Consider the following 22,659-nt stretch of genomic DNA (forward strand, 5'->3'; position numbering starts at 1 on the left):
GGCCGCCCTCTCAGGGCGGCCCTTTCGCTGCGCGGGTGGCCTGATCACAACCCGGCGGTCGAAGGGCGGAGGAAGTGGAAACCGGGCCGGGGATGCATCAGGAAGTCGTGGTGCGAGATGTTCCACGCGTAGGCCCCCGCGAGCGCGAACACCACCCGGTCGCCGGCCCTGAGCCCCGGCGCGGGCACCTGGCGGGCCAGGACGTCCTTCGGGGTGCACAGCTGCCCGGCCACAGTGACCTGCTCGCCTTCGACGGCGGAGCGTGGCCACGGGTGCGGCCAGGCGTCCACCTTCAGCACGGAACAGGGCTGGTCGTGCCCCTTCGTCGCCGGGGTCCGCAGATGATGGGTGCCGCCGCGGACCACCGCGAACTCCTCGCCGTGGCTGGCCTTCACGTCCAGCACCTCGGTGGCGTACCAGCCGCAGTACGCCGTCAGCGCCCGCCCCGGCTCGATGCGCAGGGTCAGGTCCGGGTGCGCCTCGACAAGACGGGCGAGCCCGCCGCCGTACGCGGTCCAGTCGAAGCGGCGCTCCGGAGCGGTGTAGTCGACGGCCATGCCGCCGCCGACGTCGACCTCGGTGAGCGGAACACCGAGGCCCCTCGCCCAGGACACCACGGACTCGGCCACCGCCAGCTGTTCCGCCGCCTCCAGGCCACTGGCCAGGTGCGCGTGAACACCCCGTAGTTCGAGGTGGGGATACGTCCCGTCGGCGAGCGCGCGGACGACGTCGACGGCCTGTGCCGGGTCCAGGCCGAACGGCGTCGGACGGCCCCCCATCGCCAGTGAGCTGCCCGCCAGCCACCCGTCCGCGACCGGAAGATTGACGCGGACCAGCACCGCCACCCGTCGCCCCGGCGCGCATGTCCGCGCCAGCTCGGCCAGCATGCGCAGCTCGTACTCGCTCTCCACATGGAAACGCTCGACGCCGAGCTCCAGTGCGGCCCGCACCTCGTCCGGTGTCTTGCCGGGACCGCCGAAGGCGAGCGGCCGCTCCGGCATCGCCTTGGCGACGTGGGCGAGTTCACCGCCCGAGGAGACCTCGTAGCCGTCGACGTACGGGCCGAGCGCGCCGAGGATCTCCGGCTCCGGGTTGGCCTTGGCGGCGTAGTACATCTCGACCCGCTCCGGCAGTGCGGCCCGCACCGCGGCGGCATGGGTGCGCAGCGCCGCCAAGTCGTAGACGTACGCGGGCAGTTCGGTCGCGGGCAGAGACAGGACGCGGTCGTGGACCGCGGGCGTCGGGTCGGTCATCGGGTGCTCCCGGTCGTGTCGCGCAGGATGTCCTCGGCGAGCGGGGACGGCAGCCGGACATACCCGGCGTCCCGGTCCGCCTTGCGCTCCCAGCGGGTCAGCAGATTGGCCTTGGCGGGCAGCGGTACTCCGGCGAGAAGGGCGGCGAGTCTCGGCGGGCAGCCGTGGCGGTCGGCGTAGGCCTGCAGCGTGGCGCGCACCCGGGCCCACAGGGCCGCCTCCGCCTGCGGGTGCAGGTCGGCGAGGGCGGCGAGCAGCTCGGCAATGTGGTTGACGAGCAGGCAGTACACGACCCGGTCCCAGCCGCGCTGCGCGTCGTACGTCATCGGGCCCGCGACGTCGGGCCGCAGCCCCGCCAGCGTCTCGGCGTGGTGTTCGGGGACCAGCTTGGTGCCCTCCAGGTCGCGGAAGAGGACCTGCGCGGGCATGCCGTCGCCGCCGACGCACACCAGGACGTTCTGCAAGTGGGGTTCCAGGACCAGGCCGTGGTCGAAGTACGCGGCGAGGACGGGCGGGACGAGCAGGTCCAGATACGACGACCACCAGGCGAGCGTCGTGCGTACGTCCGCTCCGCCGAGGAGGCGGGAGATGTGGGCGGCGCCCGTCGGGTACTCGTCGGCGACCGCAGCGGCCAGGAGGGGGACCGTGCCGGGGGCGAGACGGCGCGGCAGGCCCTCGCGGACGATGACGCCGAAGCCCTCGAACAGGTCGCGGTCGGGGGTGCCGTCCGGGCCGGGCAGCGCCAGCGTGCGGTAGGCCGGCTCGCGCAGCACGGCGCTGCCGGGGAAGCGCTCGGCCAGGTCGGCGAGTGCCTCGGTGAGCACGCGGGTCAGGGCGACCGCGCCGGACAGCTCGTAACTGCTGTTCTTGCGCAGGCAGTTGGTGATCCGGACGTTCAGGCTGAACTTGAGGAAGGTCTCCCCGTCGTACAGGGTGCGCACCGACGCGGTGGCCGCGAAGGGCTGCCCGCCCGGGCCCAGGTCGAGGATGTCGCCGCGTTCGAGGGCAGCGCGCAGGGCGGGGTGGGCCTGGAGGGTCTCGTACTGCCAGGGGTGGACGGGCAGCAGCCGGTAGCCCTCGGGTACGTCCGTGCGCAGACCGTCCAGCGGCGCGGTCGCCGACGGGTCCGCGGACTCCTCGGCGATCAGGTGGGCGCGGACGGCGAGGTGCCGCAGCGGGAAGGAGGCGCCGACCTCGGGGGCGTACGCGGACCAGGCGCGCGGGTCGCCGGTGCGGGCCTTGGGCGTGGGGTGGAAGCGATGCCCGAACAGCAGGGACTGCTCGGAGGCCAGGTACGCGGAGAGCCGGTCGTCCGGGAGGCGGGCGGGGCGCCCGGCGGCGAGCGCGGTGGTGATGGCGTCGTGGCTGGAGGCGATCTGCTCCAGGAACTCCTCGTTGCGTACGCCGGTGCGCAGCGACAGCTCGTCGTGCGTGTACTCGGCCAGGCGCCGCCAGTCCACCTCCGACCAGCCGTCCTCGCCCTGTTCGCTCACGGGGCCGGTGAAGCGGTGCGCGCCCAGCAGAGAGGTGCGGCGCAGCGCGACCCGCAGCAGCACTCCGCGGCGGGGCAGCCGCAGCAGCAGCCCGCCGTCGGCGACGACCGACTGGTGCTCGGGGCCCGACACCTCGCGCAGCAGGCAGTTGAGGAGCGTGTGGGCCACGGCGTCGTCGGCGGAGGGAAGCCCTGCGGGCGCGGCGGCAGTGGCGGGCGGGCAGAGCGAGACCGCGGTCCCCCCGGACGAGGTCTGCGGACGGATCAGTGAGGGCATCAGCGGCTCCTGCGGGTGCGGGGGGTCAGCGGGGGGAGGAGAGTGGCCAGTACGGTGACGGCGGCGGCCGCGCTGCCGGTCAGTACGGGTGCGGCCGGGCCGAAGCGGGCGCTGCCCGCCGCCGCGGCCAGGCCGGCGGCGACCGCGCCGGCCTTGGAGAAGAACTCCAGCGAGCCGAACATCCCACCCGGAGCGCGGCCTTTGGCGCAGTCGGCGGCCAGCACCGACAGGCACACCAGGCCGAGGGTGAGGCCCGCGCCCAGCAGCAGCCGTACGGCGATCAGGGCGGGCAGGGAGCCGGCGACCCCGTGCCCGGCGAGCCCGAGCGCGATGCAGGCGAAGCCGAGTGCGATACCGGTGCGAGGGCGGCCTTGGAAGGCGGAGTGCACGGCCAGCGCCGAGACCAGGTAGCACAGGTGGGGGAGGGCGAACAGCACACCGGACAGCGTCGGCGAGGTGCCCGGCAGGCGGTCGTCGACGAGGGCGATCAGGTAGGGGAAGGAGATGACCGTGGAGAAGACGAAGGCGAACTCAAGGGCGTACAGGGCCTTGAGCGAGATCACCGGCGGCTCGTGCACGGCAGTCGTCTCGGGGGCGTTCTCCGACTCCTCTGCGGCAGGCTCCGGTTCGGGCAGCGCCGCCAGCAGCAGGGCGGCGGCCAACGGCAGTATGGCGAGAAGGGCGTACTGGCGGTGCGGTGACAGCCGGCCCGACAGCGAGCCGACCACGATCGGGGCCACGACCAGCGCGGCCCGCGCGCTGCCCTGCATCAAGGTGAGTGCCCTGGACAGGGCGGGCCCCTTCAGGGCGGCACCCAGGTACCCGTTGGACGCGGCGAACGTGCCGCCCAGAATGCCCTGCAGCACCAGCGCCACCGTGAACGTGGCCAGGGAGTCCGCCCAGCCCGCGAGCAGGAAGGCCACGGCGAGCCCCAACTGGGCTCGCAGCAGCAGCCGTTTACGGCCGTAGCGGTCGGCGAGCCGTCCCCACAGCGGGGCGCCCAGCGCCCCGAACACGGTCGGGACGACGTACAGCACCCCCGCCCAGCGGGCATGGCGGTCACCCAGCTCCGGGAGGATCTCGGTGAGATACGGCGGCAGCCCGAGCGCGGCGAAGGACGCCACGAAGTAGCAGCCCGCGACCGCGTGCACATGCCCGCGGGTGAATGCCGTACCCGGCATCCGCAGGGTCTCGGTGCTCATGCGGAACCCCCGTGGGCCAGCAGGTAGTTGGGGCCGCTCGTGTAGTGCTTGTTGACGTCCGCGGCGCCCGAGCGCTCCTTGCTGAGCAGCGTGCCGGCCGTGACCATGGCCTTGACCGGCAGCCGCGGCGCATCGAGGACATGCGCCCGCAGGACGGCGCCCGCGTCACCGCCGAGCCGGTCGACGGCCTGCGCGAGCCGTTCGCGGACGAGCGCCAGCAGCGCGTCCCGGTGCTGGGCGAGCCCGAATGCGTAGGCCCCGGCGCACAGATGGACGGTGATGGTGGCGAACACGTCGGCGACAGGCCCGTCCCCGGCGGTGAAGGTCCGCGGATCGTCGAAGCCCCACGGCCCGGGCAGCACGGCCGCCAGCCGGGTCGCGTTGACGCGGGGCCCGTCGTTGTCCTTGAACAGCAACCGCACACCGCCCGGCCCCAGCACCAGCGAGACGTTCTGCTGGTGCGACTCCAGCGCGATGCCGTAGCCGAACAGGGTGGTCTGCCAGTCGAACAGCAGCGAGAGACAGGCGTCCAGCAGGGCCAGTGGGTCGCCGCCGTAGAAGCGTTCGGCCAGGTGGTCGAGGACCAGTCGCCCGCCGGGCGCCTCGGCGAGGAGCGCGGCCAGCGGAACGACGACGGAGTCCTTGAGACCGGCCGGGAAGCGACGGCACAGGACTGCAAGGAGTTCGTGGCCCGCGTGCGCGTACGTGGTCTCGTCGGCGTGCAGGATCGTGTCCCGGAAACGGGGTTCGCGCGCGATCACCGCCTCCACCAGCCGCTGCCCCGCGGCGCCGTCGACGAGCGTCCCGGGCTTGATGGAGCGCTTGTTGCGCAGGCCCAAGGTGGCCGTGGCCAGGGGGAGTTTGAGGTGCAGGGACGGATCCGCGGCCACCGCGACCGTGCGCATCGAGAGGGTCGGCAGGACTTCCAGGTGAGCCTGCTCGGCGAGCAGCGCACGGCCGGCGAGGCCGGTGGCCCGCAGTGCCTCGTCGAGCGGCGCGCCCACGGTCAACGGGTGGACGGGCAGGGCCAGATGGGTCTGCTCCACCTCGGGCAGACCGAGCCGCGCCGGTGAAGGCCACAGCTGCGGGAGCGGGCCGCTCAGGGCCACCGTCTCACGCGGCACGGTGAGCCAGCGCAGGGCGAAACGGGGATGGAACTCCGGTGCGTACGCCCGCAGTTGCTCCTCCGACAGACCGGTGCGGCCGCGCGCGGTCGGGTAGACGGGATGGTCGTGGCGGGCTGCCAGGGTGTCGTACGCCGGACCCGTCCAGCGGGCCGGATCGTGCCCGTACCGGTCGGTGAGCCGCTGGTCGACCTCGTCCCGGGTCCGCGCGTGCAGCCGCATCGTGTCCAGCGTCTGACGGCACTCCTCGGCGAACGCGTCGAAGCCGTCGCGGTCCACGGGCTCGGCGAGCGCACGCAGCGCACCGAGCACGGTCTCGTACGAGGTCAGCTCGGTGCCGTCCGACTCGCGGGCGAGCAGGGGCAGCCGGGCCCGGTGCTCGCACTGGTAGCCGTCCTCGGTGACGGGCAGCAGCAGGGCGTCCGCGGTGGTGGCCAGCCGCAGCCAGTCGCCGTCCGGCCGGTGGACGAGCGTGCCGCGGCTGCGCAGCCCGACCACGTCCTCCCGCAGCAGGGCGCTGAGTACGCGGGTGAGGAGCTCCGCCTCGCAGGTGTCCGTCACCGTCGGCGCGGTCATGGCTGGATCTCCCAGCGCTGCGCGGCCAGGAAGTCGGCCGACACCCGGTCCACCGTCCCCTGGCCGGTGCCGACAGCCCGCAGGACGCCGAGGTAGTCGCGGTTGGTGCGGTACAGCTCGTGCCGCTCGCCCACCGATCGCAGCGGACGGTACGTCAGGTGGACGCCGTCGAGGATCAGTTCCTGGGCTGCGGGGGCTTCGATCAGGGTTCCGGCACGGTCGGCACAGGGGTAGTCCAGGCGCGCGGCGCCGTCACGGCGGGCTCCCGGGTCGGCGGGGAGACGCCCGCCCAGGTGTGTGCGGAGGATCAGCTCGAAGAGCGGTATGTCCAGCAGCCGGGCCAGCAGCAGATCGCACTGGTCGCCGATGGCACGGTAGTTGACCTCGATGATCCTGGCCCGGCCCGCGTGCACCACGAACTCCGTGTGACAGGCGCCGAACCCGACGCCCAGCGCGTCCAGTTGGGCGAGAACCTGCGCGACGACCGGTTCGGGATGGGCCGGGACGAAGGTGAGGCGCTCCTCGATGAAGTACGGCGGGGGCGACAGCTCGGTGTGGAAGCCGCCCAGCACATGGCGTACGTGCCCGTCACCGAGCGTCTCCAGGGTGTACAGCTCGCCGGGGAGGTACTCCTCGACGAGCAGGACGGCACCGGGGCGGCGCTGAAGGATGTCCTTGGCGTGCGTGGTCAGTTGCTCGGCGTCGTCGACCAGGACGACGTCCTCGCTGGCCACGCCCTCGCGGGGCTTGAGCACACACGGATACGGGGCGTCGTCCGGCGCGACCGGCTCGGTGAGCTCGGCCGACCACACGGTGTCCACGCCGGCGGTGGCGAGCCGGCGCCGCATCTCCGCCTTGTCCTTGGTGGCGAGCGCGGCCCGCCAGTCCTTGGCGGGCAGGCCGAAATAGGCGGCGGCCAGGGCGGCCTGCGCCTGGAGGTGGTCGCTGTTGGTGAAGACGGCGTCGGGACGGTGGTGCGTCGAGATGCGGGTGATGACCGCCCGGTGGTCGCGGACGTCGCACTCCAGGACCTCGGTCTCCGGGTGGGCGCGGCGGTGGGCCTCGGGCTGGTCGGTGAGGACGGTGACGTCCAGGCCCAGCCGGGCTGCGGCGGGCAGGAAGCCCTCGGAGACGGAGTCGGTCGGATTGAGGGCAAGCAGGTACAGACGCATGGCTGATGAACAACTTCCGCCGGCGGGTGGGGGGGCGGGGGCGGGCCGCGGCGGTGCTGCGGGCCGCCCCGAAAGAGCGGGAGTTACTTCTTCGGGAGCTCCACGCCGGTGGCCTTCGCCACGTCCTTCAGCATCTGCTCCGCGGCCTGGACGCCGATGCCGGACATCCACGTCTCGTCCGGGACGGTGAAGACCTTGCCGTCCTTGACGGCCGACAGGGACTTCCAGACCGGGTTGGAGGTGACCTGCTTCTGCTGGGTCTTGTCGGGGGTGTCGGCGGTGGTGACGAAGATCAGGTCGGCGTCGGCCTGGTCTATCTCCTCCGGGCTGACGTCCTTCATGGTGACGGCGGGATCGTTCGACACCTGGGACTTGGGCCGCTTGAAGCCGATGTCGTTCAGCACGACACCGCTGTAGGAGTTGGTCTGGTAAAGGCGGGTCGGACCGGCGATGAAGCGGACCACGGACGCGGTCGGCATGGTGCCGCCGTCCTTCTTCCTGATGACCTCACCCAGCGCCCTGGCCTGCGTCTCGTACTCCTTGAGCTTCGCGGCGGCCTCCTTCTCCAGTCCGAGCGCCTCGGCGTGCACCTTGAGGTTCTGCTTCCAGACCCCGCCGGTGGTCTCCGTGAAGACGGTCGGGGCGATGGCGCTGAGCTTGTCGTAGACCTTCTCGTGCCGGACCTTCGACGACAGGATCAGATCGGGCTTCAGGGAGGCGATCTTCTCCAGGTTGGGCTCGAGGAGCGGGCCGACGTCGGCGGTGCCGCTCAGCTCGCCCTTCAGATACGTCGGGAAGCCGCCCTCGCTCTTGAAGTGCGGGGCCACCGCGCCGACCGGGTCGATGCCGAGCAGGGTGACGTCGTCCAGTTCACCGGTGTCGAGCACCACGACCCGCTTCGGCTGCGAGGGGATCTTGACGTCGCCCATCACGGTCTTGAGGGTGCGCGGGAAGCCGGCCGATGCCGCGCCGGAGGCCTTCGCCGTGTCGGCCGTATCGGTCTTCTCGCTGCCGCAGGCGGCCAGTACGGCCGTACCGAGCACGACGGAGAGCAGCACGGCGACCAGCCGGCCGAATCCGCGCAGGGGAGAGCACTTGAACATGGGGGGTGGGTCTTTCTGGTAGGGGAGTGCGGTGGTGGGTCAGGCGGAGGCGGCCGGTTGCCGGGCCGCGCCGCTTTTCGGGACGACCAGCGGGGTGCCGGTCTCCGGGTCGGGGATCACCCGGCAGTCCACGTCGAACACGGATCTGACGAGATCCGCGTCGAGGACGTCGGCCGGGGCGCCGGCGGCGGCGAGGCGGCCCTCCTTGAGGACCACCATGTGGTCCGCGTAGCGGGCGGCCTGTCCGAGGTCGTGCAGCACCATCACCACGGTGCGGCCGGCCTCGGCGTGCAGGGCGGCGACCAGGTCGAGGACGTCGAGCTGGTGCCGCAGGTCGAGGAAGGTGGTCGGCTCGTCGAGCAGCAGCAGCTCGGTGTCCTGCGCCAACGCCAGCGCGATCCAGGCGCGTTGGCGCTGGCCGCCGGAGAGCCGGTCGACGGGCTGGTCGCGCAGGGATGTGGTGCCGGTGCGTTCCATGGCCTCGTCCACCGCCCGCTGGTCCGCCGCCGACCAGGGGCTCAGCAGCCGCTGGTGCGGATACCGGCCCAGCCGTACGAGCGCCTCGACGGTGATCCCCTCGGGGGTGACCGGCTGCTGGGGCAGCAGGCCCATCCGGCGGGCGAGCGTCCGCGCCGGCATACGGTGGATGTCCGCGCCGTCCAGCGTGACAGTGCCCGCGGACGGGGCGAGCAGCCGGCTCAGCCCCCGCAACAGGGTCGACTTCCCACAGGCGTTGGGCCCCACGATCGCGGTGACGGCTCCGCCCGGCAGCGTCAGATCGAGCCCGCCGACGACGAGCCGGTCGCCGTAGCGCAGATCGATGCCCTGGGTCTGCAAGTGGTTGGTCATGCGTGGCTCCTTGGGACGGGTGAGCTCTGCCGGAACATCAGCACCAGCAGCCAGGGCGCGCCCAGGGTGGCGGTGACCGCCCCGACCGGCAGGCCCTCGATCGGCAACAGGTGCTGCACCACCAGGTCGGAGGCGAGCAGCAGCACCGCGCCGGTGAGACCGGCCAGCCCCAGGGACGCGGCCGTCGGCGGACCGGTGACCAGGCGCACGAGGTGCGGCACGGCGAGCGCGACGAAGGTCACCGGACCGGCGAGCGCGGCCGCAAGCGACGCCAACGCCACGGCGACGAAGAGAAGTTGGAGCCGGGCGGCGGACGTCCCAAGACCCAGCGCGCCCGCCGATTCGTCCCCGAGGTCGAGCACGGCCAGCCGGCGGTGCAGTACCAGGGCGGCGGCGAGCGCGAGCACCATGGCGCCGGCCGCCCCCCACACCTCCGTCCACGTCCGTCCGTACACCGAGCCGGTGGTCCACTGCAGCGCCGAACCGGCGAGCTCGGCCGGGAAGCGCACGATCATCAGGTTCACGGCGGCGGCCAGCCCCGCCTGCACGGCGAGCCCGGTGAGCACCAGCCGGGTGACGGCGAGCCCGGACCGCCAGGCGAACACGCCCAGCAGCAGCGCCGCGAGGAGGCCGCCGCCCAGTGCGCCGACCGGGATGAGCGTCTGCGAGGCCCCGGCAGCGATCAGCGCGACCGCACCCAGCGAGGCCCCGCCTGTCACGCCCATGACATCGGGAGACGCCAGGGGGTTGCGGAACAGCCGCTGCAGCACGCAGCCGGCTGCTCCCAGACCGGCACCGGCGACGATCGCCGCCACCGCCCTGGGCGCCCGGAACTGCTGCACCACCAGTACGTCCCCGGAGTCCCCGAGCCCGACCAGCGCCCGAAGCGCCCTGCCCGCGGGCATGGGCATCTCGCCGGTCGTCAGGGAGACGGTGAGCAGCACGAACAGTACGAGGAGACCGCCGGCGGCGAACACCAGCACACGGCGGCGCACCCGGGCCCGGGAGGCGGACCGCGGACGGGCGGCCGCAACGACGGTGGCGGTCATCGGGCCACCTTCCGGGCCAGCAGCGCCAGCAGGGGCGCGCCCAGGAACGCCGTGACGATGCCGACCTCCAGCTCCGAGGGGCGGATCACCATCCGGCCGAGGACATCGGCCGCGAGCAGCAGCAGCGGTCCTGCGATCAGACAGCCGGGCACCACCAGCCGGTGGTCGGAGCCCAGCAGGGGACGTACGAGATGGGGCGCGGCGAGGCCGATGAAGGCGACCGGCCCGGCCATGGCGACCGCCGATCCGGCGAGCAGGACCACCGCGATGCCGCCCGCCAGCCGGATCCGGGCCACCGGCACCCCGAGAGCCTGGGCCGAATCGTCGCCCAAGGCCAGGGCGTTGAGCGCGGGAGACACGGCGAGGGCGACCGTCAGGCCGAGCAGCAGGGTCGGCAGCACCGGCCACAGCACGTCGAGGGGCCTGCCGGACAGGGATCCGGCCAGCCAGAAGCGGGCCTCGTCGAGGGTGCGCTGGTTCATCAGCATCACCGCCGACGTCCAGGACAGCAGCACCAGTTGGAGCACCGTGCCGCCGAGGGCGAGCCGTACGGGATCGATGTCCCCGGCGCGGCGGGCCAGCGCCTGGGCGAACAGGGCGGCGCCCGCGGCCCCGGCGAACGCGAACCACACATACTGCACAGGGTCGTTGAGCTTCAGCGCGAAGATCGCGACGACGACCGCGAAACCGGCGCCCGCGTTGATGCCGAGGGTGGTCGGCGACGCGAGCGGATTGCGGGTGATGCCCTGCGCGACGGCCCCGGCGACCCCGAGCGCGGCCCCCACCGCGAGACCGATGGCGGTGCGCGGCAGCCGCAGCCCGGTGACCACGAGCGCCTCCCGGCCCTGGGCGTGGCCGAAGAGTGCGTCGGTCACCGTGGACAGGGGCACCGACCGGGCGCCGAGCACCAGGCTCAACGCGGTGCAGAGCACCAGCGCGCCCAGTCCGGCGAGGAACACGGGGAGGTGTCTGAGGGCATGGAGGGGCACACCGACAGGTGCGCCCCGTTGGGTCGCAGTCACAAGCCGTGAGCTTAGGCTAGCCTTCCTTTACTTTTCAATCGGCCGTGAGATGACCCTGACGTGCGGGTTCCGTGATCGGGAGTGGTGAATGCCCCGCTGATCACCCCCGCCCAGCGTGAAGTAAGGTGAGCCTTGCCTTCCTGGTTCTCTTTGAACTTCCTGTGCTGGAGCGCCCATGTCCGTGGCTCTGAAAACCCCGCCCGCCGGCGCCGTCACGCATGCCCTCGGCGGCGCCTACCGCAGACTCGCCGACATCTGCGAATCGCTGGACGTACGGGTCATCGAGCCGGGCGACGAGCCGCAAGCCTCTGTCACAGCAGCCGAATTGGCGTCGGACCGCGGCGTGCTCGACGCCTTCGTCGACGCCGAGGCGGCCCGTGTCCACGCCCGGTACGGCATCGCCGCGCGCCGCGACGTCGCCGCCTCACGCGCCCTGCACGACTACGCCTGGACCCTCGGCGTCCTGCTGGGCGGGACCTGGTACCTCGAACGGCGCGTACCCCGCATCCGCCCCGAGGACCTGCGCCTCGACCTCACCGCGGGCGCGTACGAGATCACCCCCGGCACCGAACTCGTCTGTCTGCCCGGCGACCCCCTCGCCTCACTTCCCGGCGCACTGACGGCTCCTCAGGAAGAGCCCCTGCGAGCCGCGTTGCGCATGTCGACGGCCGACCACATGCGTCCGCTGCTGTCCGCGATCGGCCCTGTCGCACGACGCGGCGCGCGTTCCCTCTGGGGCCTGGTCGCCGACGACCTCGTGTCCGGCATCTGGTACCTCGGCCGCATGCTCGGCCAGGAGGACGCCGCCGTACGGGCCGCCACCGAAGTACTGCCTTTCGCCGTGCCCCCGTACCCGGGCGGCGCCGACTTCCGTCTCCTGACGGCCGACGACGGCCGTCGGCACCCAACCCGCACCCGCACCGGCTGCTGCATGTTTTATGCGATCAAGCCCGCTGAGGCATGTGTGACCTGCCCCCGCACAGCCGACGCGGAGCGCCTGCGCAGACTCCAGAACTGAGAAGGAAACGGCCGGGGGAGCGCCCCTCAAGGGGCGCGGGGCTGTGTTGGATCTGCGGCTCCGCCGCGTGGGCGCGACCAGCCGCGACTACGCCGCAGTTGAACGAAGACGCACTCAATCCGCGGTGGCAAGAAACTGCGTAGCCGCCAACTCCGCGTAGAGCGGATCCGCCGCAACCAGTTCCCGATGGGTCCCAACCGCCCGCACCCGCCCCGCATCCATCACCACGATCCGCTCAGCCATGGTCACGGTGGACAGCCGGTGCGCAACAACAAGAACGGTAGTTGTCCGGGCGACATCGTCGACCGTATCCCGCAGCGCCGCCTCATTGACCGCATCCAACTGCGAGGTCGCCTCGTCGAGCAGCAGCAGCCGGGGCCGCCGCAGGAGTGCGCGGGCGATGGCGACCCGCTGCCGTTCGCCGCCCGACAGCTTGGTGCCGCGGTGTCCCACCAGCGTGTCGAGGCCGCCGGGCAGCCGGGCGACCAGGCCGTCCAGCCGGGTCGTCTTCAATACCCGCGTCACCGCGTCGTCGTCCGCATCCGGATTGCCCAGCAGCAGATTGTCCCGCAGTGAACCCGACAGCACGGGAGCGTCCTGCTCCACATAGCCGATCGCCGACCGGAGCCTGGGCAACTCCCAGTTCCGCAGGGCGATTCCGTCCAGGGTGATGGTCCCGGACTCGGGATCGTAGAACCGCTCGATGAGCGAGAACACCGTGGTCTTGCCTGCGCCGGACGGGCCGACGAACGCCGTCATGCCACGGGCCGGCACGGAGAACGTCACCCCGTGATGGACGTACGGCAGGTCATCGGCGTACCGGAAGCGGACCTCGTCGAAGGCAACCGCGGCCGGCTCGTCGCCCGGGGTGGGCAACGGCGCAGGCCGGGCCGCCGGTTCGGAGGGCAGGCTCAGCGCCTCCTGGATGCGGGCGAGGGCGGCGGCGCCCGTCTGGTACTGCGTGATCGCACCGACCACCTGCTGGATCGGCGACATCAGATAGAAGACGTACAGCAGGAACGCGACCAGAGTGCCCACCTGGATGGCTCCGGTCGCCACCCGCGCCCCGCCCACCGCGAGCACCGTGATGAAGGCGATCTGCATCGCGAGACCGGCCGTGTTGCCCGCCGCCGCCGACCACTTGGCCGCGCGCACGCTCTGCCGCCACGACTCCTCGGCGGCCTCGTGCAGGGTCCGCTCCTCCCGGTCCTCGGCGCCCGACGCCTTCACCGTGCGCAGCGCGCCGAGAATCCGCTCCAGCGAGGCCCCCATCACGCCGACCGCGTCCTGCGCCTGCCGGCTGGCCCGGTTGATGCGCGGCACGATCACGCCGAGCACCGTGCCCCCCCCGAGGATCACGCACAGGGTGACGCCGAGCAGCACCGGGTCCACCAGCCCCATCATCACCACCGTCGCGACGAGCGTGAGCCCGCCCGTGCCCAGGCCGACCAGCGAATCGGTGGTGACCTCGCGCAGCAGCGTGGTGTCGGAAGTGATGCGGGCCATCAGGTCACCCGGCTCGCTGCGGTCCACCGCGGTGATCCGCAGCCGCAGCAGATACGAGGACAGGGCGCGCCGCGCACCGAGCACCACCGACTCCGCGGTCCGCCGCAGCACGTATGAACCGAGCGCGCCGACCGCGGCGTTGGTGACCACCAGCCCCGACATGGCGAGCAGCGCGCCGGTGATGGCCCGGTCGTGCGACAGGTCGTCGATCAGCCCCTTGGCCACCAGCGGCAGCAGCAGCCCGGTGGCCCCCGTGACCAGCGACAACAGTGCGCCCGTCAGCAGGGCCCACCGGTGCGGTCGTACATAGGCGAGGAGCAGCCGCCAGGCGGGCGGTCGGGGCTCGGGCTCGGCGATGCTCACGGTGCTCCTCGGGAGTCGTGCGGAGCATTCAGGTTACGTGGGCGCCCGCCTCCGAGGCGCGGCCGCTCCCGGACGTGGACGGCACGGACGCGGCGGGCTCCGGCGCCGTTACTGATCAGTCACCCGTAGGGTCGGAAGCACGGACATCCGCCGACGAAAGGTTTCAACGCCATGGCGCAGGAAGTACGCGGCGTGATCGCACCGGGCAAGGGCGAGCCGGCGCGGGTGGAGACGATCGTCGTGCCGGACCCCGGCCCGGGGGAGGCGGTCGTACGGATCCAGGCGTGCGGGGTGTGTCATACCGATCTGCACTACAAGCAGGGCGGTATCAGCGACGACTTCCCCTTCCTGCTCGGTCATGAGGCGGCCGGTGTGGTGGAGTCGGTCGGCGCGGGCGTCACGGACGTCGCGCCCGGCGACTTCGTGATCCTCAACTGGCGTGCCGTGTGCGGGAATTGCCGGGCCTGTCTGCGGGGACGGCCCTGGTACTGCTTCAACACCCACAACGCCGAGCAGAAGATGACTCTCACCGACGGCACCGAGCTGTCCCCGGCGCTGGGCATCGGCGCGTTCGCGGAGAAGACGCTGGTCGCGGCCGGGCAGTGCACGAAGGTGGATGCGAGCGTGACGCCGCAGGTGGCCGGGCTGCTGGGCTGCGGTGTGATGGCGGGCATCGGCGCGGCGATCAACACCGGCAACGTCGGCCGTGGCGACAGCGTGGCGGTCATCGGCTGCGGTGGCGTGGGTGACGCGGCGATCGCGGGGTCGAACCTGGCGGGTGCCGCGAAGATCATCGCGGTGGACCTGGACGACCGCAAGCTGACCAAGGCTCGGGAGATGGGCGCCACGCACACCGTCAACTCCAAGGAGAGCGATCCGGTGAAGGCGATCCGCGAGCTGACCGGCGGCTTCGGCGCCGATGTCGTCATCGAGGCGGTCGGCCGCCCGGAGACGTACCAGCAGGCCTTCTACGCCCGCGACCTCGCCGGCACGGTCGTCCTCGTCGGAGTGCCCACCCCCGAGATGAAGCTCGAACTGCCCCTCCTGGACGTGTTCGGGCGCGGCGGATCGCTGAAGTCGTCCTGGTACGGCGACTGCCTGCCCTCCCGCGACTTCCCGATGCTGATCGACCTGCATCTGCAGGGCCGGCTGCCGTTGGACAAGTTCGTCAGCGAGACCATCCAAATCACCGACGTGGAGAAGGCGTTCGAGCGGATGCACCACGGTGACGTGCTGCGTTCGGTGGTGGTGCTGTGATGGCCGCACGCATCGAACGGCTCGTCACCTCCGGCACCTTCAGCCTCGACGGCGGAACCTGGGAGGTCGACAACAACGTGTGGATCGTCGGCGACGACCACGAGGTCGTCGTCATCGACGCGGCCCACGACGCCGACGCCATCGCCGAGGCCGTCGGGGACCGCCGCCTGGCGGCCATCGTGTGCACCCACGCCCACAACGACCACATCGACGCCGCGCCTGCGCTCGCCGACCGCACCGGCGCGACCATCTGGCTGCACCCCGACGACCTGCCGCTGTGGAAGCTCACCCACCCCGACCGCGACCCCGACGCCCACCTGGCCGACGGCCAGGTCATCGAGGCGGCAGGGGCCGACCTCACCGTGATCCACACGCCCGGCCATGCGCCGGGCGCCGTCTGCCTCTACGACCCCGCCCTGGCCGCGGTCTTCACCGGCGACACCCTCTTCCGGGGCGGCCCCGGAGCGACCGGCCGCTCCTACTCCCACTTCCCGACGATCATCGACTCCATCCGCGACCGCCTGCTCACCCTCCCTTCGGAGACCAAGGTCCTCACCGGCCACGGCGATCCGACCACCATCGGAGCCGAAGCGCCCCACCTGGAGGAGTGGATCGCCCGCGGCCACTGAGGCCGGATCGCGGCCACCCGGGCCGAAACCCATCGGGCCGGAGAACCCCTGGTCGGCGGAACCGCGCCCTGCCGGATGAGTACGCGTACTCATGCCTCGCGGCCGTCCACCGACGCAGACTGACGACTCCGTAACCGATCATCAGGGAGTAAGCGTGAGACGTACCCAACTGGCTCTGACGGCGCTGGTGGCCTTAGGGGCGATCGCGGCCGGAACCGGATCCGCCGCGGCGGACGACGTGCTGTTGCCGGATCCCGGGGAGGACGGCCTGCTGTGGGTGACGGGGCAGACGGGCGACGGTGGCGCCGTGTCGGCCGGGGCGACCCAGTACCGGCGGACCGTCCTGACCGTGGCCTGCAAAGGTGGCGGCCACGTGAAAGTGACGATGCAGTCGCTGGACACGCAGGTGGCAGAGTTCTCCGTCCGCTGTCCGGCCAGGTCCGCCGGCGTCGGCTCGGTGACCTTGGACCAGGGCGTCGTCCAGTCGGGATCCTTCGGCGTGGGCATCCATGCCTCGAAGCAGACGATCCAGTGGGCGCTGACGGTCGTGCAGCCGAGGTGACGCGCGTCCTGAGGACGACGCAATACTCGGCATAAAGACGACAGAGGATGTCCGGCTTACCCGGCAGTGTGAAGGCGACAAACGCGTTCAACGGGAGGCCGGACATGTCACAGCCGCTGAAGGGCAAGGTCGCGCTGGTCGCCGGGGCGACACGTGGAGCCGGGCGAGGCATCGCCGTGGAACTCGGCGCGACCGGCGCCACGGTCTACGTCACCGGACGCACCACCCGTGCGCAGCGCTCGGAGTACGGCCGCCCCGAGACCATCGAGGACACCGCAGACCTCGTCACCGAGGCGGGCGGCCAGGGCATCGCCGTACCGACCGACCACCTCGACCCGGCGCAGGTCCGCACCCTCGTGGACCGCATCGCGGACGAACAGGGCCGCCTCGACGTCCTCGTCAACGACATCTGGGGCGGCGAGAACCTCTTCGCCTGGGACAGGCCCCTCTGGGAGCACGACCTCGACGACGGACTCCGGCTGCTCCGGCTCGCCGTCGAGACCCACGCGATCACCAGCCACCACGCCCTGCCGCTCCTGCTGCGCCACCCCGGCGGCCTGGTCGTCGAGGTCACCGACGGAACCGCCGAGTACAACCGCGACACCTACCGCGTCTCCTTCTTCTACGACCTCGCCAAGGCGTCCGTGCTGCGCATGGCCTTCGCCCTGGCCCATGAACTCGGACCGCGCGGGGCGACGGCCCTCGCGCTGACGCCCGGCTGGCTGCGCTCGGAGATCATGCTCGACCAGTTCGGCGTCCGCGAGGACAACTGGCGCGACGCCCTCGAAAGCGTCCCCCACTTCGCCATCTCCGAGACCCCGCGCTACGTGGGCCGCGCCGTCGCCGCCCTCGCCGCCGACCCCGACGTGGCCCGGTGGAACGGCGCGTCCGTCTCCAGCGGCTCACTCGCCCGGGAGTACGGCTTCACGGACCTCGACGGCAGCCGTCCGGACGCCTGGCGGTACATCGTCGAGGTCCAGGACGCGGGGAAGCCGGCGGACCCGACCGGCTACCGCTGAGGAGGCACGGGGTCCCCGGCGCGGACGGGCCAGCGCGCCGAATGGCCCGGCGGAAGGCCGAGGTCCTCCCGCACCGCCGCGTAGTAGGCCGTCCGTCCGGCGCGCTGCTGATCCAGCAGCGCCCGCCACGCCTCCGGATCCCTGGTGCCCTCACGCACGAACCGTTCCATCTCCATCACCGTCACGACCCAGGCCCGTGACTTCGCCACCACCCCGGGGCTGCCCAGCATGAGCAGCGCCTCACCCGCAGGGTCTCGTCCGGCGTTCGCCGCGGCCAGCAGCGGCTTGGCCTCTTCCGGGGTGAGGGGATCAGGGTGCTTCCCGTTGCCGAGTTCGGAAGCGACCCGGTAGGTCACCGTGACCGTCTGCTTCACCGACCGCGCGTAGTCGGAGTACACCGCCAGGCGTCTCTCCTCCCATCGTGCCGCCTGTTCGCGTCGGAACCTCACCTGGTCGCCCCGCAGGACCGCCAGATAGGAACCGAATGCGCCGATCACCACACCGATGAGCGCGGGAAGTTGCTGTATGAACGCGGACATGGCCGCACGTTATCTGCCCTCTTGATCGCCCCGGGAGTAGGTTCGGCCCATGGCTGACACGAAGCGCTTCGAGGGGTACGGAGTTCTCGTCACCGGCGCCGCCCGCGGCATCGGAGCCGCCGTCGCCCGGCGGCTGGCCGGCGAAGGGGCGCGGGTGCTGCTGACCGACGTGGACGCATGCGAGGCGGCCAGGACCGCGGCAGTGCTGAGTGAACAGGGCCTGGTCACCGAGGCGTTGGGGTGTGACGTGGCCGACCGGTCCTCGGTGGAGGCGGCCGTCGCGCATGCCGTGGGCGCCTTCGGCTCGCTGGACGTCCTGGTCAACAGCGCGGCGAGCTGCACCCCCGACACCCCGCTGTTCGAGGACGGCCCGGACGAGGCGTGGGACCGCGATCTCGACATCACCCTGTCCGGAACCTACCGCTGCTGCCGCGCAGCCCTCCCGCATCTGGCCGCTTCCGGCCGCGGCGCCGTCGTCAACATCGGTTCCGTCAACGGCCTTCAGGACTTCGGCAACCACGCCTACAGCGCGGCCAAGGCCGCTCTGGTCTCCCTCACGCGCACCACGGCCGTGCACGCCGCCGCGCGGGGCGTCCGCGTCAACCTCGTGGTGCCGGGCACGGTGCGCACCTCGGCGTGGGAGGGCCGCGAGGACGAGCTCGAGGCCTTGCGTCCGCTGTACCCGCTCGGCAGGGTCGGGGAGCCGGACGACATCGCCGCCGCCGTCGCCTTCCTCGCCTCCCGCGAGGCGTCCTGGATCACCGGCACCTCGCTCACGGTCGACGGCGGCGTCACCGCGGTGAACACAGGATTCCTCCGGACGACACGACAGAACCGGGACCTCTGAGACTTGCGGGGCAGGCGAGAAACAAGGGGCGTAGGCAGCCGCCGCTGGGGTGTGCATCACGCTGTGACCTGGGGCACTGCGAATGTCACCGTTTCGTCGCATCGTGAGGAGGCCTTGCAACCGATCGCGCCGGACGCCGGTCTAGCTGGCAGAGATCGCAGATCCGACCGACCCACCCGGACGAAAGGCAAGGCAGGCCATGGGGGACATACGCAGACGGGGTGCCGTCGCACTCGGGATCACCGGACTGGTGGCACCGCTCGCACTCGCGCTGGGGACGGCGCCCGCGCAGGCGGCCACCAGCTGCACCACACAGACCGGGCCCTACCAGAAGCAGGTCGAGAAGTTCCTCGGCCTGACCGTCGACGGCAAGCAGTCCGCCACCGACTGCAAGGCCATCAAGGCTTTCCAGACCAAGCACGGCATCACCCCGAACATCGGCTACGCCGGGTCCGTCACCTGGGGCGTGATGGACCTCATGAACAAGCAGAAGGCCGTCGGCACCAACCCCGACCGGGACGGCGCCTGCCCGACCAACAAGGGGCGCACAGCCTGCGTGAACCTCACCCTCCAGCTCAGCTGGATCCAGGACGGCAGCAGGCTCGTCTACGGCCCCGTCCCGGTCCGCACCGGCCGCGACGGCTACGAGACCCGCACCGGCCTGAAGAAGATCTACTGGCGGGACAAGAACCACGTCTCGAACATCTACAACGTGCCCATGCCCTACAGCCAGTTCTTCGACGGCGGCCAGGCCTTCCACTCGGTCAACCTCAGTATGTGGAACCCGCCGGGCTCGCACGGCTGCGTCAACATGACCCCCACCACGGCCAAGAAGTACTGGGACCTGCTGAAGAGCGGCGACGACGTCTTCGTCTACGGCCGCAAGCCGGGCACCTGAGCAGGCACCCGGCCCCGGCATCCCGCCTACTGCGGGGCGTCACCGAAATCCGGGATCTCCAGCCTGACCCCGCCCTGCCGCGCCGACTCGTGCGCGACGATGCCCGGCAGGGTGTAGCGGGCGGCCACCCACGCGTTCACCGACGGCAGCGACCGCGTGTTCACCGCGGTCACGAAGTCGTCGACCAGGAAGTGGTGGCTGCCCTCGTGCCCGTTGTGCAGGTTGTCGAACTCCCGCGGCAGCCGCGCCCGGTCGTGCACCGGCGCCGAACCCGAGGTGAAGGCGGCCCGCAGATCCGGCGCGATGTGCTGGAGTGACGGGTCGTCAGGAGACAGGGTGGGCTTGGGCTCCAGCAGCTCACTGATGTCCTTCACGCCCTTCTTGTCCTGCCACAGGGCCACCGTGGCGAGCTGCTCCATGCTCGCCTCGGTCCCGAAGAAGCGGAAACGCGACTCCCGGATGTGCGAGGGATAGCCGACCCGCCGGAACTCGTTCGTACGGAAGGACCCGCCGCCGGCCACCTCGAAGAGCGCGGTCGCGTTGGAGAAGTCGTTGCCGAACTGGCTGACGTCCTTGTCGAAGACGCCGTCGCCGCGCTCGTCGACCACTCCGATCGCCGACACGCTCACCGTGTGCGTCTGCCAGGCGCCGAGCACCCCGCCCACCGAGTGCGTGGGGTAGAGCAGCGGAGGATAGCTGGCGGTCTGCTTCCAGTTCTCGCCGCCGCTGTACTGGTAGGCCTCGTAGAACCCCAGGTCCATGTCGTGGACGTAGTCGCCCTCGGCGTAGAAGATCCGTCCGAAGGCGCCCTCGGCGATCTGGTTGCGGGCGTGCACGGTCGCCGGGTTGTACTGGCTGGTCTCGCCCATCATGTACGTCAGACCGGTCGCCTTGACCGCGTCGATGATGGCGCCGATCTCCTCGGTGGCTATCGCCATCGGGACCGCGGAGTACACGTGCTTGCCGGCGCCCAGGCCCTGCAGGACCAGCGGCCCGTGGGTCCAGCGCTGGGTGAAGATGGCGACCGCGTCGACGGCCTCCGACTCCAGCATCGCCTGGTACGAGGGGAAGGTGCCCGCCAACTGCTGGGCGGCGGCGAGCTGTTCGGCCCGTTCGGGAAGGAGGTCGGTGACGTAGACGTCGCTGACCCCGGGATGGGCTTGGAAGAGGGTGGCGAACTGGCCGGAGAACTGGCCGGCACCGACGATGCCGAGCGAGAACGTCATGTGAGGCGTGCCCTTCACTGATGGAGAGATCACTGGTGGAGAGACCACTGGTCGGGAGATCACTGCGAGAGGATCAGATTGATCTGGTCGTTGGTCCGGTCGAGGTTGTCGGCGGACTTGCCGCTGCCATGGACGTCCTGCACGGCGGGGGCCATGAGCGCGGTGGCGTCGATGCCCTTCTTCCGGTAGGCGGCAACCGCAGCCTTCGTGCCGTCGGGTGTGGCGGGGAAGACGATGCCGTAACACTGCGCGTTGGCCGGGTCGGCGCCCGCGGGCAGGGCGACGGAGGGCTGCTGGAGGCGATGGTCATCGGGAGACTCCCTCGTCTGCGGCGGCTCGTCCTCAGGCCATTTACTTTTGGCGCGAAAGAATCAATGCGTCAAGGGGCGTGCCCGCATCTTTTTCACGCAAGGACGGGTGCGCTATCTTGACCTGATTGCTTCCATAGCGAAAGAAATCATGCGGGAGTCTGACCTTCATGACCACAGTTGCCGACAGCTGGCTTCCGCTGAGCCCCGGTGAGCGCTCGGTGGCGATCGAGGTGCTCGTGAACGGCCCGCTGTCGCGTACCGAACTCGCCCGGCGACTCGACCTCTCCGCGGGCAGCCTCACCCGGCTGACCAAACCGCTGATCGAGTCGGGCCTGCTGATCGAGGTCGCCGAGGCCGGAGCACCGGCGGAGGTGCGCCAGGGGCGCCCCTCGCAGCCACTGGCCGTCGTCGCCGAGTCCCGCTCCTTCGCCGGCTTCAAGATCACCGAGGACATGGTCTACGGCGTCGTGACCACCCTCCGCAGCGACATCGTCGCCCGCTACGACCGCCCGCTCACCACTCACGACCCGGCCGAAGTCGCCGACGTGCTCGCCGAGATGACGGACGAGCTCGCCCGCATTCATCCGCGACTGGCCGGGATCGGAATCGGTGTGGGCGGCTTGGTCGAGGACCGGGCCGTGGTGGGGGAGTCGCCGTTCCTGCGCTGGCGGGACGTTCCGCTGGCCGGGCTGGTCGAGGAACGCACCGGGCTGCCCGTCGTCGTCGAGAACGACGTCGCCGCCCTCGTCGAGGCCGAGACCTGGTTCGGCGCCGGGCGGGGCCTGGAGCGCTTCGTCGTCCTCACCATCGGCGCCGGCATCGGCTACGGGCTGGTCCTGGGCGGCAAACGGGTCTCCTGTGCGGAGGAGGACCGCGGGTTCGGCCGCCACTGGATCATCAACCCCCACGGGCCGCTCACCCCCGACGGCGAACGCGGCAGCGCCGTCTCACTGCTGACCACCTCCAACATCCGCTACCAGGTCCGGGCCGCCACCGGCCGCGACCGGACCTACGAGGAGATCCTCGCCCTCGCCGCCGCCGGTGAACCCATGCCCGCCCGCGTCATCGACGAGGCGGCCCGCGCCCTCGGCACGCTGGTCGCCCAGATCGCCAACTTCGTCATGCCGCAGAAGATCCTTCTGGCGGGCGAAGGTGTCGGCCTGATGGATGTGGCCGGAGACACAGTGCGACAGACGATCGCCGCCCACCGGCATCCGATGGCCGGCCCGGTCCCCCTGGAGACCAAGGTGTCCGACTTCCACGACTGGGCCCGCGGAGCGGCCGTCCTGGCGATCCAGGTGCTGGTGCTGGGGGCGGCGGAAGCCTGAACTCGGCGGCTCACGGGGTCAGATGGACGTGATCAGC

Annotated in this window: 20 protein-coding genes and 1 pseudogene; 8 read left to right on the forward strand and 13 right to left on the reverse strand. The window is 71.5% G+C overall.

The annotated features are described in order from the left end of the window. Nucleotides 1-44: 44 nt before the first annotated feature. The 9 genes from AB0N07_RS24265 to AB0N07_RS24305 form a co-directional block, all read right to left on the reverse strand. Nucleotides 45-1,253 (reverse strand): type III PLP-dependent enzyme, encoded by a 1,209-nt coding sequence (locus AB0N07_RS24265; RefSeq protein ID WP_365838321.1) that lies wholly within the window; start codon nt 1,251-1,253, stop codon nt 45-47. Next, nucleotides 1,250-3,022 (reverse strand): IucA/IucC family protein, encoded by a 1,773-nt coding sequence (locus AB0N07_RS24270; protein WP_365838323.1) that lies wholly within the window; start codon nt 3,020-3,022, stop codon nt 1,250-1,252. Before AB0N07_RS24270 ends, AB0N07_RS24265 begins: the two co-directional genes overlap by 4 nt. After that, a complete protein-coding gene (locus AB0N07_RS24275; protein WP_365838325.1) occupies nt 3,022-4,224 on the reverse strand; it encodes an MFS transporter in 1,203 nt (400 codons plus the stop codon). The genes AB0N07_RS24270 and AB0N07_RS24275 overlap by 1 nt, the downstream gene beginning before the upstream one ends. Then, a complete protein-coding gene (locus AB0N07_RS24280) occupies nt 4,221-5,924 on the reverse strand; it encodes an IucA/IucC family protein (RefSeq protein WP_365838327.1) in 1,704 nt (567 codons plus the stop codon). Before AB0N07_RS24280 ends, AB0N07_RS24275 begins: the two co-directional genes overlap by 4 nt. Then, complete coding sequence (locus AB0N07_RS24285) at nt 5,921-7,096, reverse strand: ATP-grasp domain-containing protein (RefSeq protein WP_365838329.1); 1,176 nt, start codon at nt 7,094-7,096, stop codon at nt 5,921-5,923. Before AB0N07_RS24285 ends, AB0N07_RS24280 begins: the two co-directional genes overlap by 4 nt. An 83-nt stretch (nt 7,097-7,179) precedes the next feature. Then, nucleotides 7,180-8,199: an iron-siderophore ABC transporter substrate-binding protein gene (locus tag AB0N07_RS24290; protein ID WP_365838331.1), complete on the reverse strand. Its 1,020-nt coding sequence runs from the start codon at nt 8,197-8,199 to the stop codon at nt 7,180-7,182. Between the two features lie 39 nt (nt 8,200-8,238). Further along, nucleotides 8,239-9,048 carry an ABC transporter ATP-binding protein gene (locus AB0N07_RS24295; RefSeq protein ID WP_365838333.1) on the reverse strand — a complete coding sequence of 270 codons (810 nt, stop codon included), beginning with the start codon at nt 9,046-9,048 and terminating at the stop codon, nt 8,239-8,241. Beyond that, complete coding sequence (locus tag AB0N07_RS24300; protein WP_365838335.1) at nt 9,045-10,097, reverse strand: iron ABC transporter permease; 1,053 nt, start codon at nt 10,095-10,097, stop codon at nt 9,045-9,047. The genes AB0N07_RS24295 and AB0N07_RS24300 overlap by 4 nt, the downstream gene beginning before the upstream one ends. Next, nucleotides 10,094-11,086: an iron ABC transporter permease gene (locus AB0N07_RS24305; RefSeq protein ID WP_365838461.1), complete on the reverse strand. Its 993-nt coding sequence runs from the start codon at nt 11,084-11,086 to the stop codon at nt 10,094-10,096. The genes AB0N07_RS24300 and AB0N07_RS24305 overlap by 4 nt, the downstream gene beginning before the upstream one ends. A gap of 208 nt (nt 11,087-11,294) precedes the next feature. Here AB0N07_RS24305 and AB0N07_RS24310 point away from each other — a divergent pair, with 208 nt between their 5' ends. Continuing rightward, nucleotides 11,295-12,137, forward strand: coding sequence for a (2Fe-2S)-binding protein (locus tag AB0N07_RS24310; protein ID WP_365838337.1), 843 nt, complete (start codon nt 11,295-11,297; stop codon nt 12,135-12,137). A 114-nt stretch (nt 12,138-12,251) separates the two neighbouring features. On the opposite strand, the gene AB0N07_RS24315 is transcribed toward AB0N07_RS24310, so the two are convergent. Next, nucleotides 12,252-14,006, reverse strand: a complete 1,755-nt coding sequence (locus AB0N07_RS24315) for an ABC transporter ATP-binding protein (RefSeq protein ID WP_365838339.1) — start codon at nt 14,004-14,006, stop codon at nt 12,252-12,254. A 171-nt stretch (nt 14,007-14,177) separates the two neighbouring features. Between AB0N07_RS24315 and AB0N07_RS24320 the strand changes: the two genes are divergently transcribed. From AB0N07_RS24320 to AB0N07_RS24335, 4 genes are all read left to right on the forward strand, one after another. After that, a complete protein-coding gene (locus AB0N07_RS24320; RefSeq protein WP_365838341.1) occupies nt 14,178-15,263 on the forward strand; it encodes an S-(hydroxymethyl)mycothiol dehydrogenase in 1,086 nt (361 codons plus the stop codon). Then, on the forward strand, nt 15,263-15,892 hold the full coding sequence (locus AB0N07_RS24325) for an MBL fold metallo-hydrolase (RefSeq protein ID WP_365838343.1): 630 nt from the start codon (nt 15,263-15,265) through the stop codon (nt 15,890-15,892). The genes AB0N07_RS24320 and AB0N07_RS24325 overlap by 1 nt, the downstream gene beginning before the upstream one ends. A gap of 154 nt (nt 15,893-16,046) precedes the next feature. Continuing rightward, nucleotides 16,047-16,454: a hypothetical protein gene (locus AB0N07_RS24330; protein WP_365838345.1), complete on the forward strand. Its 408-nt coding sequence runs from the start codon at nt 16,047-16,049 to the stop codon at nt 16,452-16,454. 104 nt (nt 16,455-16,558) lie between these two features. Continuing rightward, nucleotides 16,559-17,473 (forward strand): SDR family oxidoreductase, encoded by a 915-nt coding sequence (locus AB0N07_RS24335; protein ID WP_365838347.1) that lies wholly within the window; start codon nt 16,559-16,561, stop codon nt 17,471-17,473. Here the strand turns inward: AB0N07_RS24335 and AB0N07_RS24340 are convergent. Beyond that, nucleotides 17,464-18,012 carry a hypothetical protein gene (locus AB0N07_RS24340; RefSeq protein ID WP_365838349.1) on the reverse strand — a complete coding sequence of 183 codons (549 nt, stop codon included), beginning with the start codon at nt 18,010-18,012 and terminating at the stop codon, nt 17,464-17,466. The two genes, AB0N07_RS24335 and AB0N07_RS24340, sit on opposite strands and share 10 nt — an antisense overlap. Nucleotides 18,013-18,061: 49 nt before the next feature. On the opposite strand from AB0N07_RS24340, the gene AB0N07_RS24345 reads away from it, so the two are divergent. Beyond that, nucleotides 18,062-18,859, forward strand: coding sequence for an SDR family NAD(P)-dependent oxidoreductase (locus AB0N07_RS24345; RefSeq protein ID WP_365838351.1), 798 nt, complete (start codon nt 18,062-18,064; stop codon nt 18,857-18,859). Nucleotides 18,860-19,058: 199 nt separating this feature from the next. Further along, nucleotides 19,059-19,757 (forward strand): L,D-transpeptidase, encoded by a 699-nt coding sequence (locus AB0N07_RS24350; protein WP_365838353.1) that lies wholly within the window; start codon nt 19,059-19,061, stop codon nt 19,755-19,757. A gap of 26 nt (nt 19,758-19,783) precedes the next feature. On the opposite strand, the gene AB0N07_RS24355 is transcribed toward AB0N07_RS24350, so the two are convergent. Together AB0N07_RS24355 and AB0N07_RS24360 are read right to left on the reverse strand one after the other, a co-directional pair. Next, a complete protein-coding gene (locus tag AB0N07_RS24355) occupies nt 19,784-20,983 on the reverse strand; it encodes a Gfo/Idh/MocA family oxidoreductase (protein ID WP_365838355.1) in 1,200 nt (399 codons plus the stop codon). A 59-nt stretch (nt 20,984-21,042) separates the two neighbouring features. Beyond that, a pseudogene (locus AB0N07_RS24360) lies at nt 21,043-21,225 on the reverse strand (sugar ABC transporter substrate-binding protein); the annotation flags it as partial. 236 nt (nt 21,226-21,461) lie between these two features. Here AB0N07_RS24360 and AB0N07_RS24365 point away from each other — a divergent pair. Next, nucleotides 21,462-22,622 carry an ROK family transcriptional regulator gene (locus AB0N07_RS24365; protein ID WP_365838357.1) on the forward strand — a complete coding sequence of 387 codons (1,161 nt, stop codon included), beginning with the start codon at nt 21,462-21,464 and terminating at the stop codon, nt 22,620-22,622. Nucleotides 22,623-22,659: the final 37 nt, after the last annotated feature.

Origin of the sequence: Streptomyces sp. NPDC051172, assembly GCF_040682555.1 — a bacterium.
In the GTDB taxonomy this organism is placed as follows: Bacteria; Actinomycetota; Actinomycetes; order Streptomycetales; family Streptomycetaceae; genus Streptomyces.

What these genes read in the sequence shown, in the direction of transcription:
- AB0N07_RS24320 (WP_365838341.1), top strand. Translation starts at nt 14,178, where the DNA reads ATGGCGCAGGAAGTACGCGGCGTGATCGCACCGGGCAAGGGCGAGCCG.
- AB0N07_RS24265 (WP_365838321.1), bottom strand. Translation starts at nt 1,253, where the DNA reads ATGACCGACCCGACGCCCGCGGTCCACGACCGCGTCCTGTCTCTGCCC.
- AB0N07_RS24275 (WP_365838325.1), bottom strand. Translation starts at nt 4,224, where the DNA reads ATGAGCACCGAGACCCTGCGGATGCCGGGTACGGCATTCACCCGCGGG.
- AB0N07_RS24295 (WP_365838333.1), bottom strand. Translation starts at nt 9,048, where the DNA reads ATGACCAACCACTTGCAGACCCAGGGCATCGATCTGCGCTACGGCGAC.
- AB0N07_RS24355 (WP_365838355.1), bottom strand. Translation starts at nt 20,983, where the DNA reads ATGACGTTCTCGCTCGGCATCGTCGGTGCCGGCCAGTTCTCCGGCCAG.
- AB0N07_RS24270 (WP_365838323.1), bottom strand. Translation starts at nt 3,022, where the DNA reads ATGCCCTCACTGATCCGTCCGCAGACCTCGTCCGGGGGGACCGCGGTC.
- AB0N07_RS24280 (WP_365838327.1), bottom strand. Translation starts at nt 5,924, where the DNA reads ATGACCGCGCCGACGGTGACGGACACCTGCGAGGCGGAGCTCCTCACC.
- AB0N07_RS24365 (WP_365838357.1), top strand. Translation starts at nt 21,462, where the DNA reads ATGACCACAGTTGCCGACAGCTGGCTTCCGCTGAGCCCCGGTGAGCGC.
- AB0N07_RS24285 (WP_365838329.1), bottom strand. Translation starts at nt 7,096, where the DNA reads ATGCGTCTGTACCTGCTTGCCCTCAATCCGACCGACTCCGTCTCCGAG.
- AB0N07_RS24290 (WP_365838331.1), bottom strand. Translation starts at nt 8,199, where the DNA reads ATGTTCAAGTGCTCTCCCCTGCGCGGATTCGGCCGGCTGGTCGCCGTG.
- AB0N07_RS24325 (WP_365838343.1), top strand. Translation starts at nt 15,263, where the DNA reads ATGGCCGCACGCATCGAACGGCTCGTCACCTCCGGCACCTTCAGCCTC.
- AB0N07_RS24350 (WP_365838353.1), top strand. Translation starts at nt 19,059, where the DNA reads ATGGGGGACATACGCAGACGGGGTGCCGTCGCACTCGGGATCACCGGA.
- AB0N07_RS24300 (WP_365838335.1), bottom strand. Translation starts at nt 10,097, where the DNA reads ATGACCGCCACCGTCGTTGCGGCCGCCCGTCCGCGGTCCGCCTCCCGG.
- AB0N07_RS24345 (WP_365838351.1), top strand. Translation starts at nt 18,062, where the DNA reads ATGGCTGACACGAAGCGCTTCGAGGGGTACGGAGTTCTCGTCACCGGC.
- AB0N07_RS24310 (WP_365838337.1), top strand. Translation starts at nt 11,295, where the DNA reads ATGTCCGTGGCTCTGAAAACCCCGCCCGCCGGCGCCGTCACGCATGCC.
- AB0N07_RS24340 (WP_365838349.1), bottom strand. Translation starts at nt 18,012, where the DNA reads ATGTCCGCGTTCATACAGCAACTTCCCGCGCTCATCGGTGTGGTGATC.
- AB0N07_RS24335 (WP_365838347.1), top strand. Translation starts at nt 16,559, where the DNA reads ATGTCACAGCCGCTGAAGGGCAAGGTCGCGCTGGTCGCCGGGGCGACA.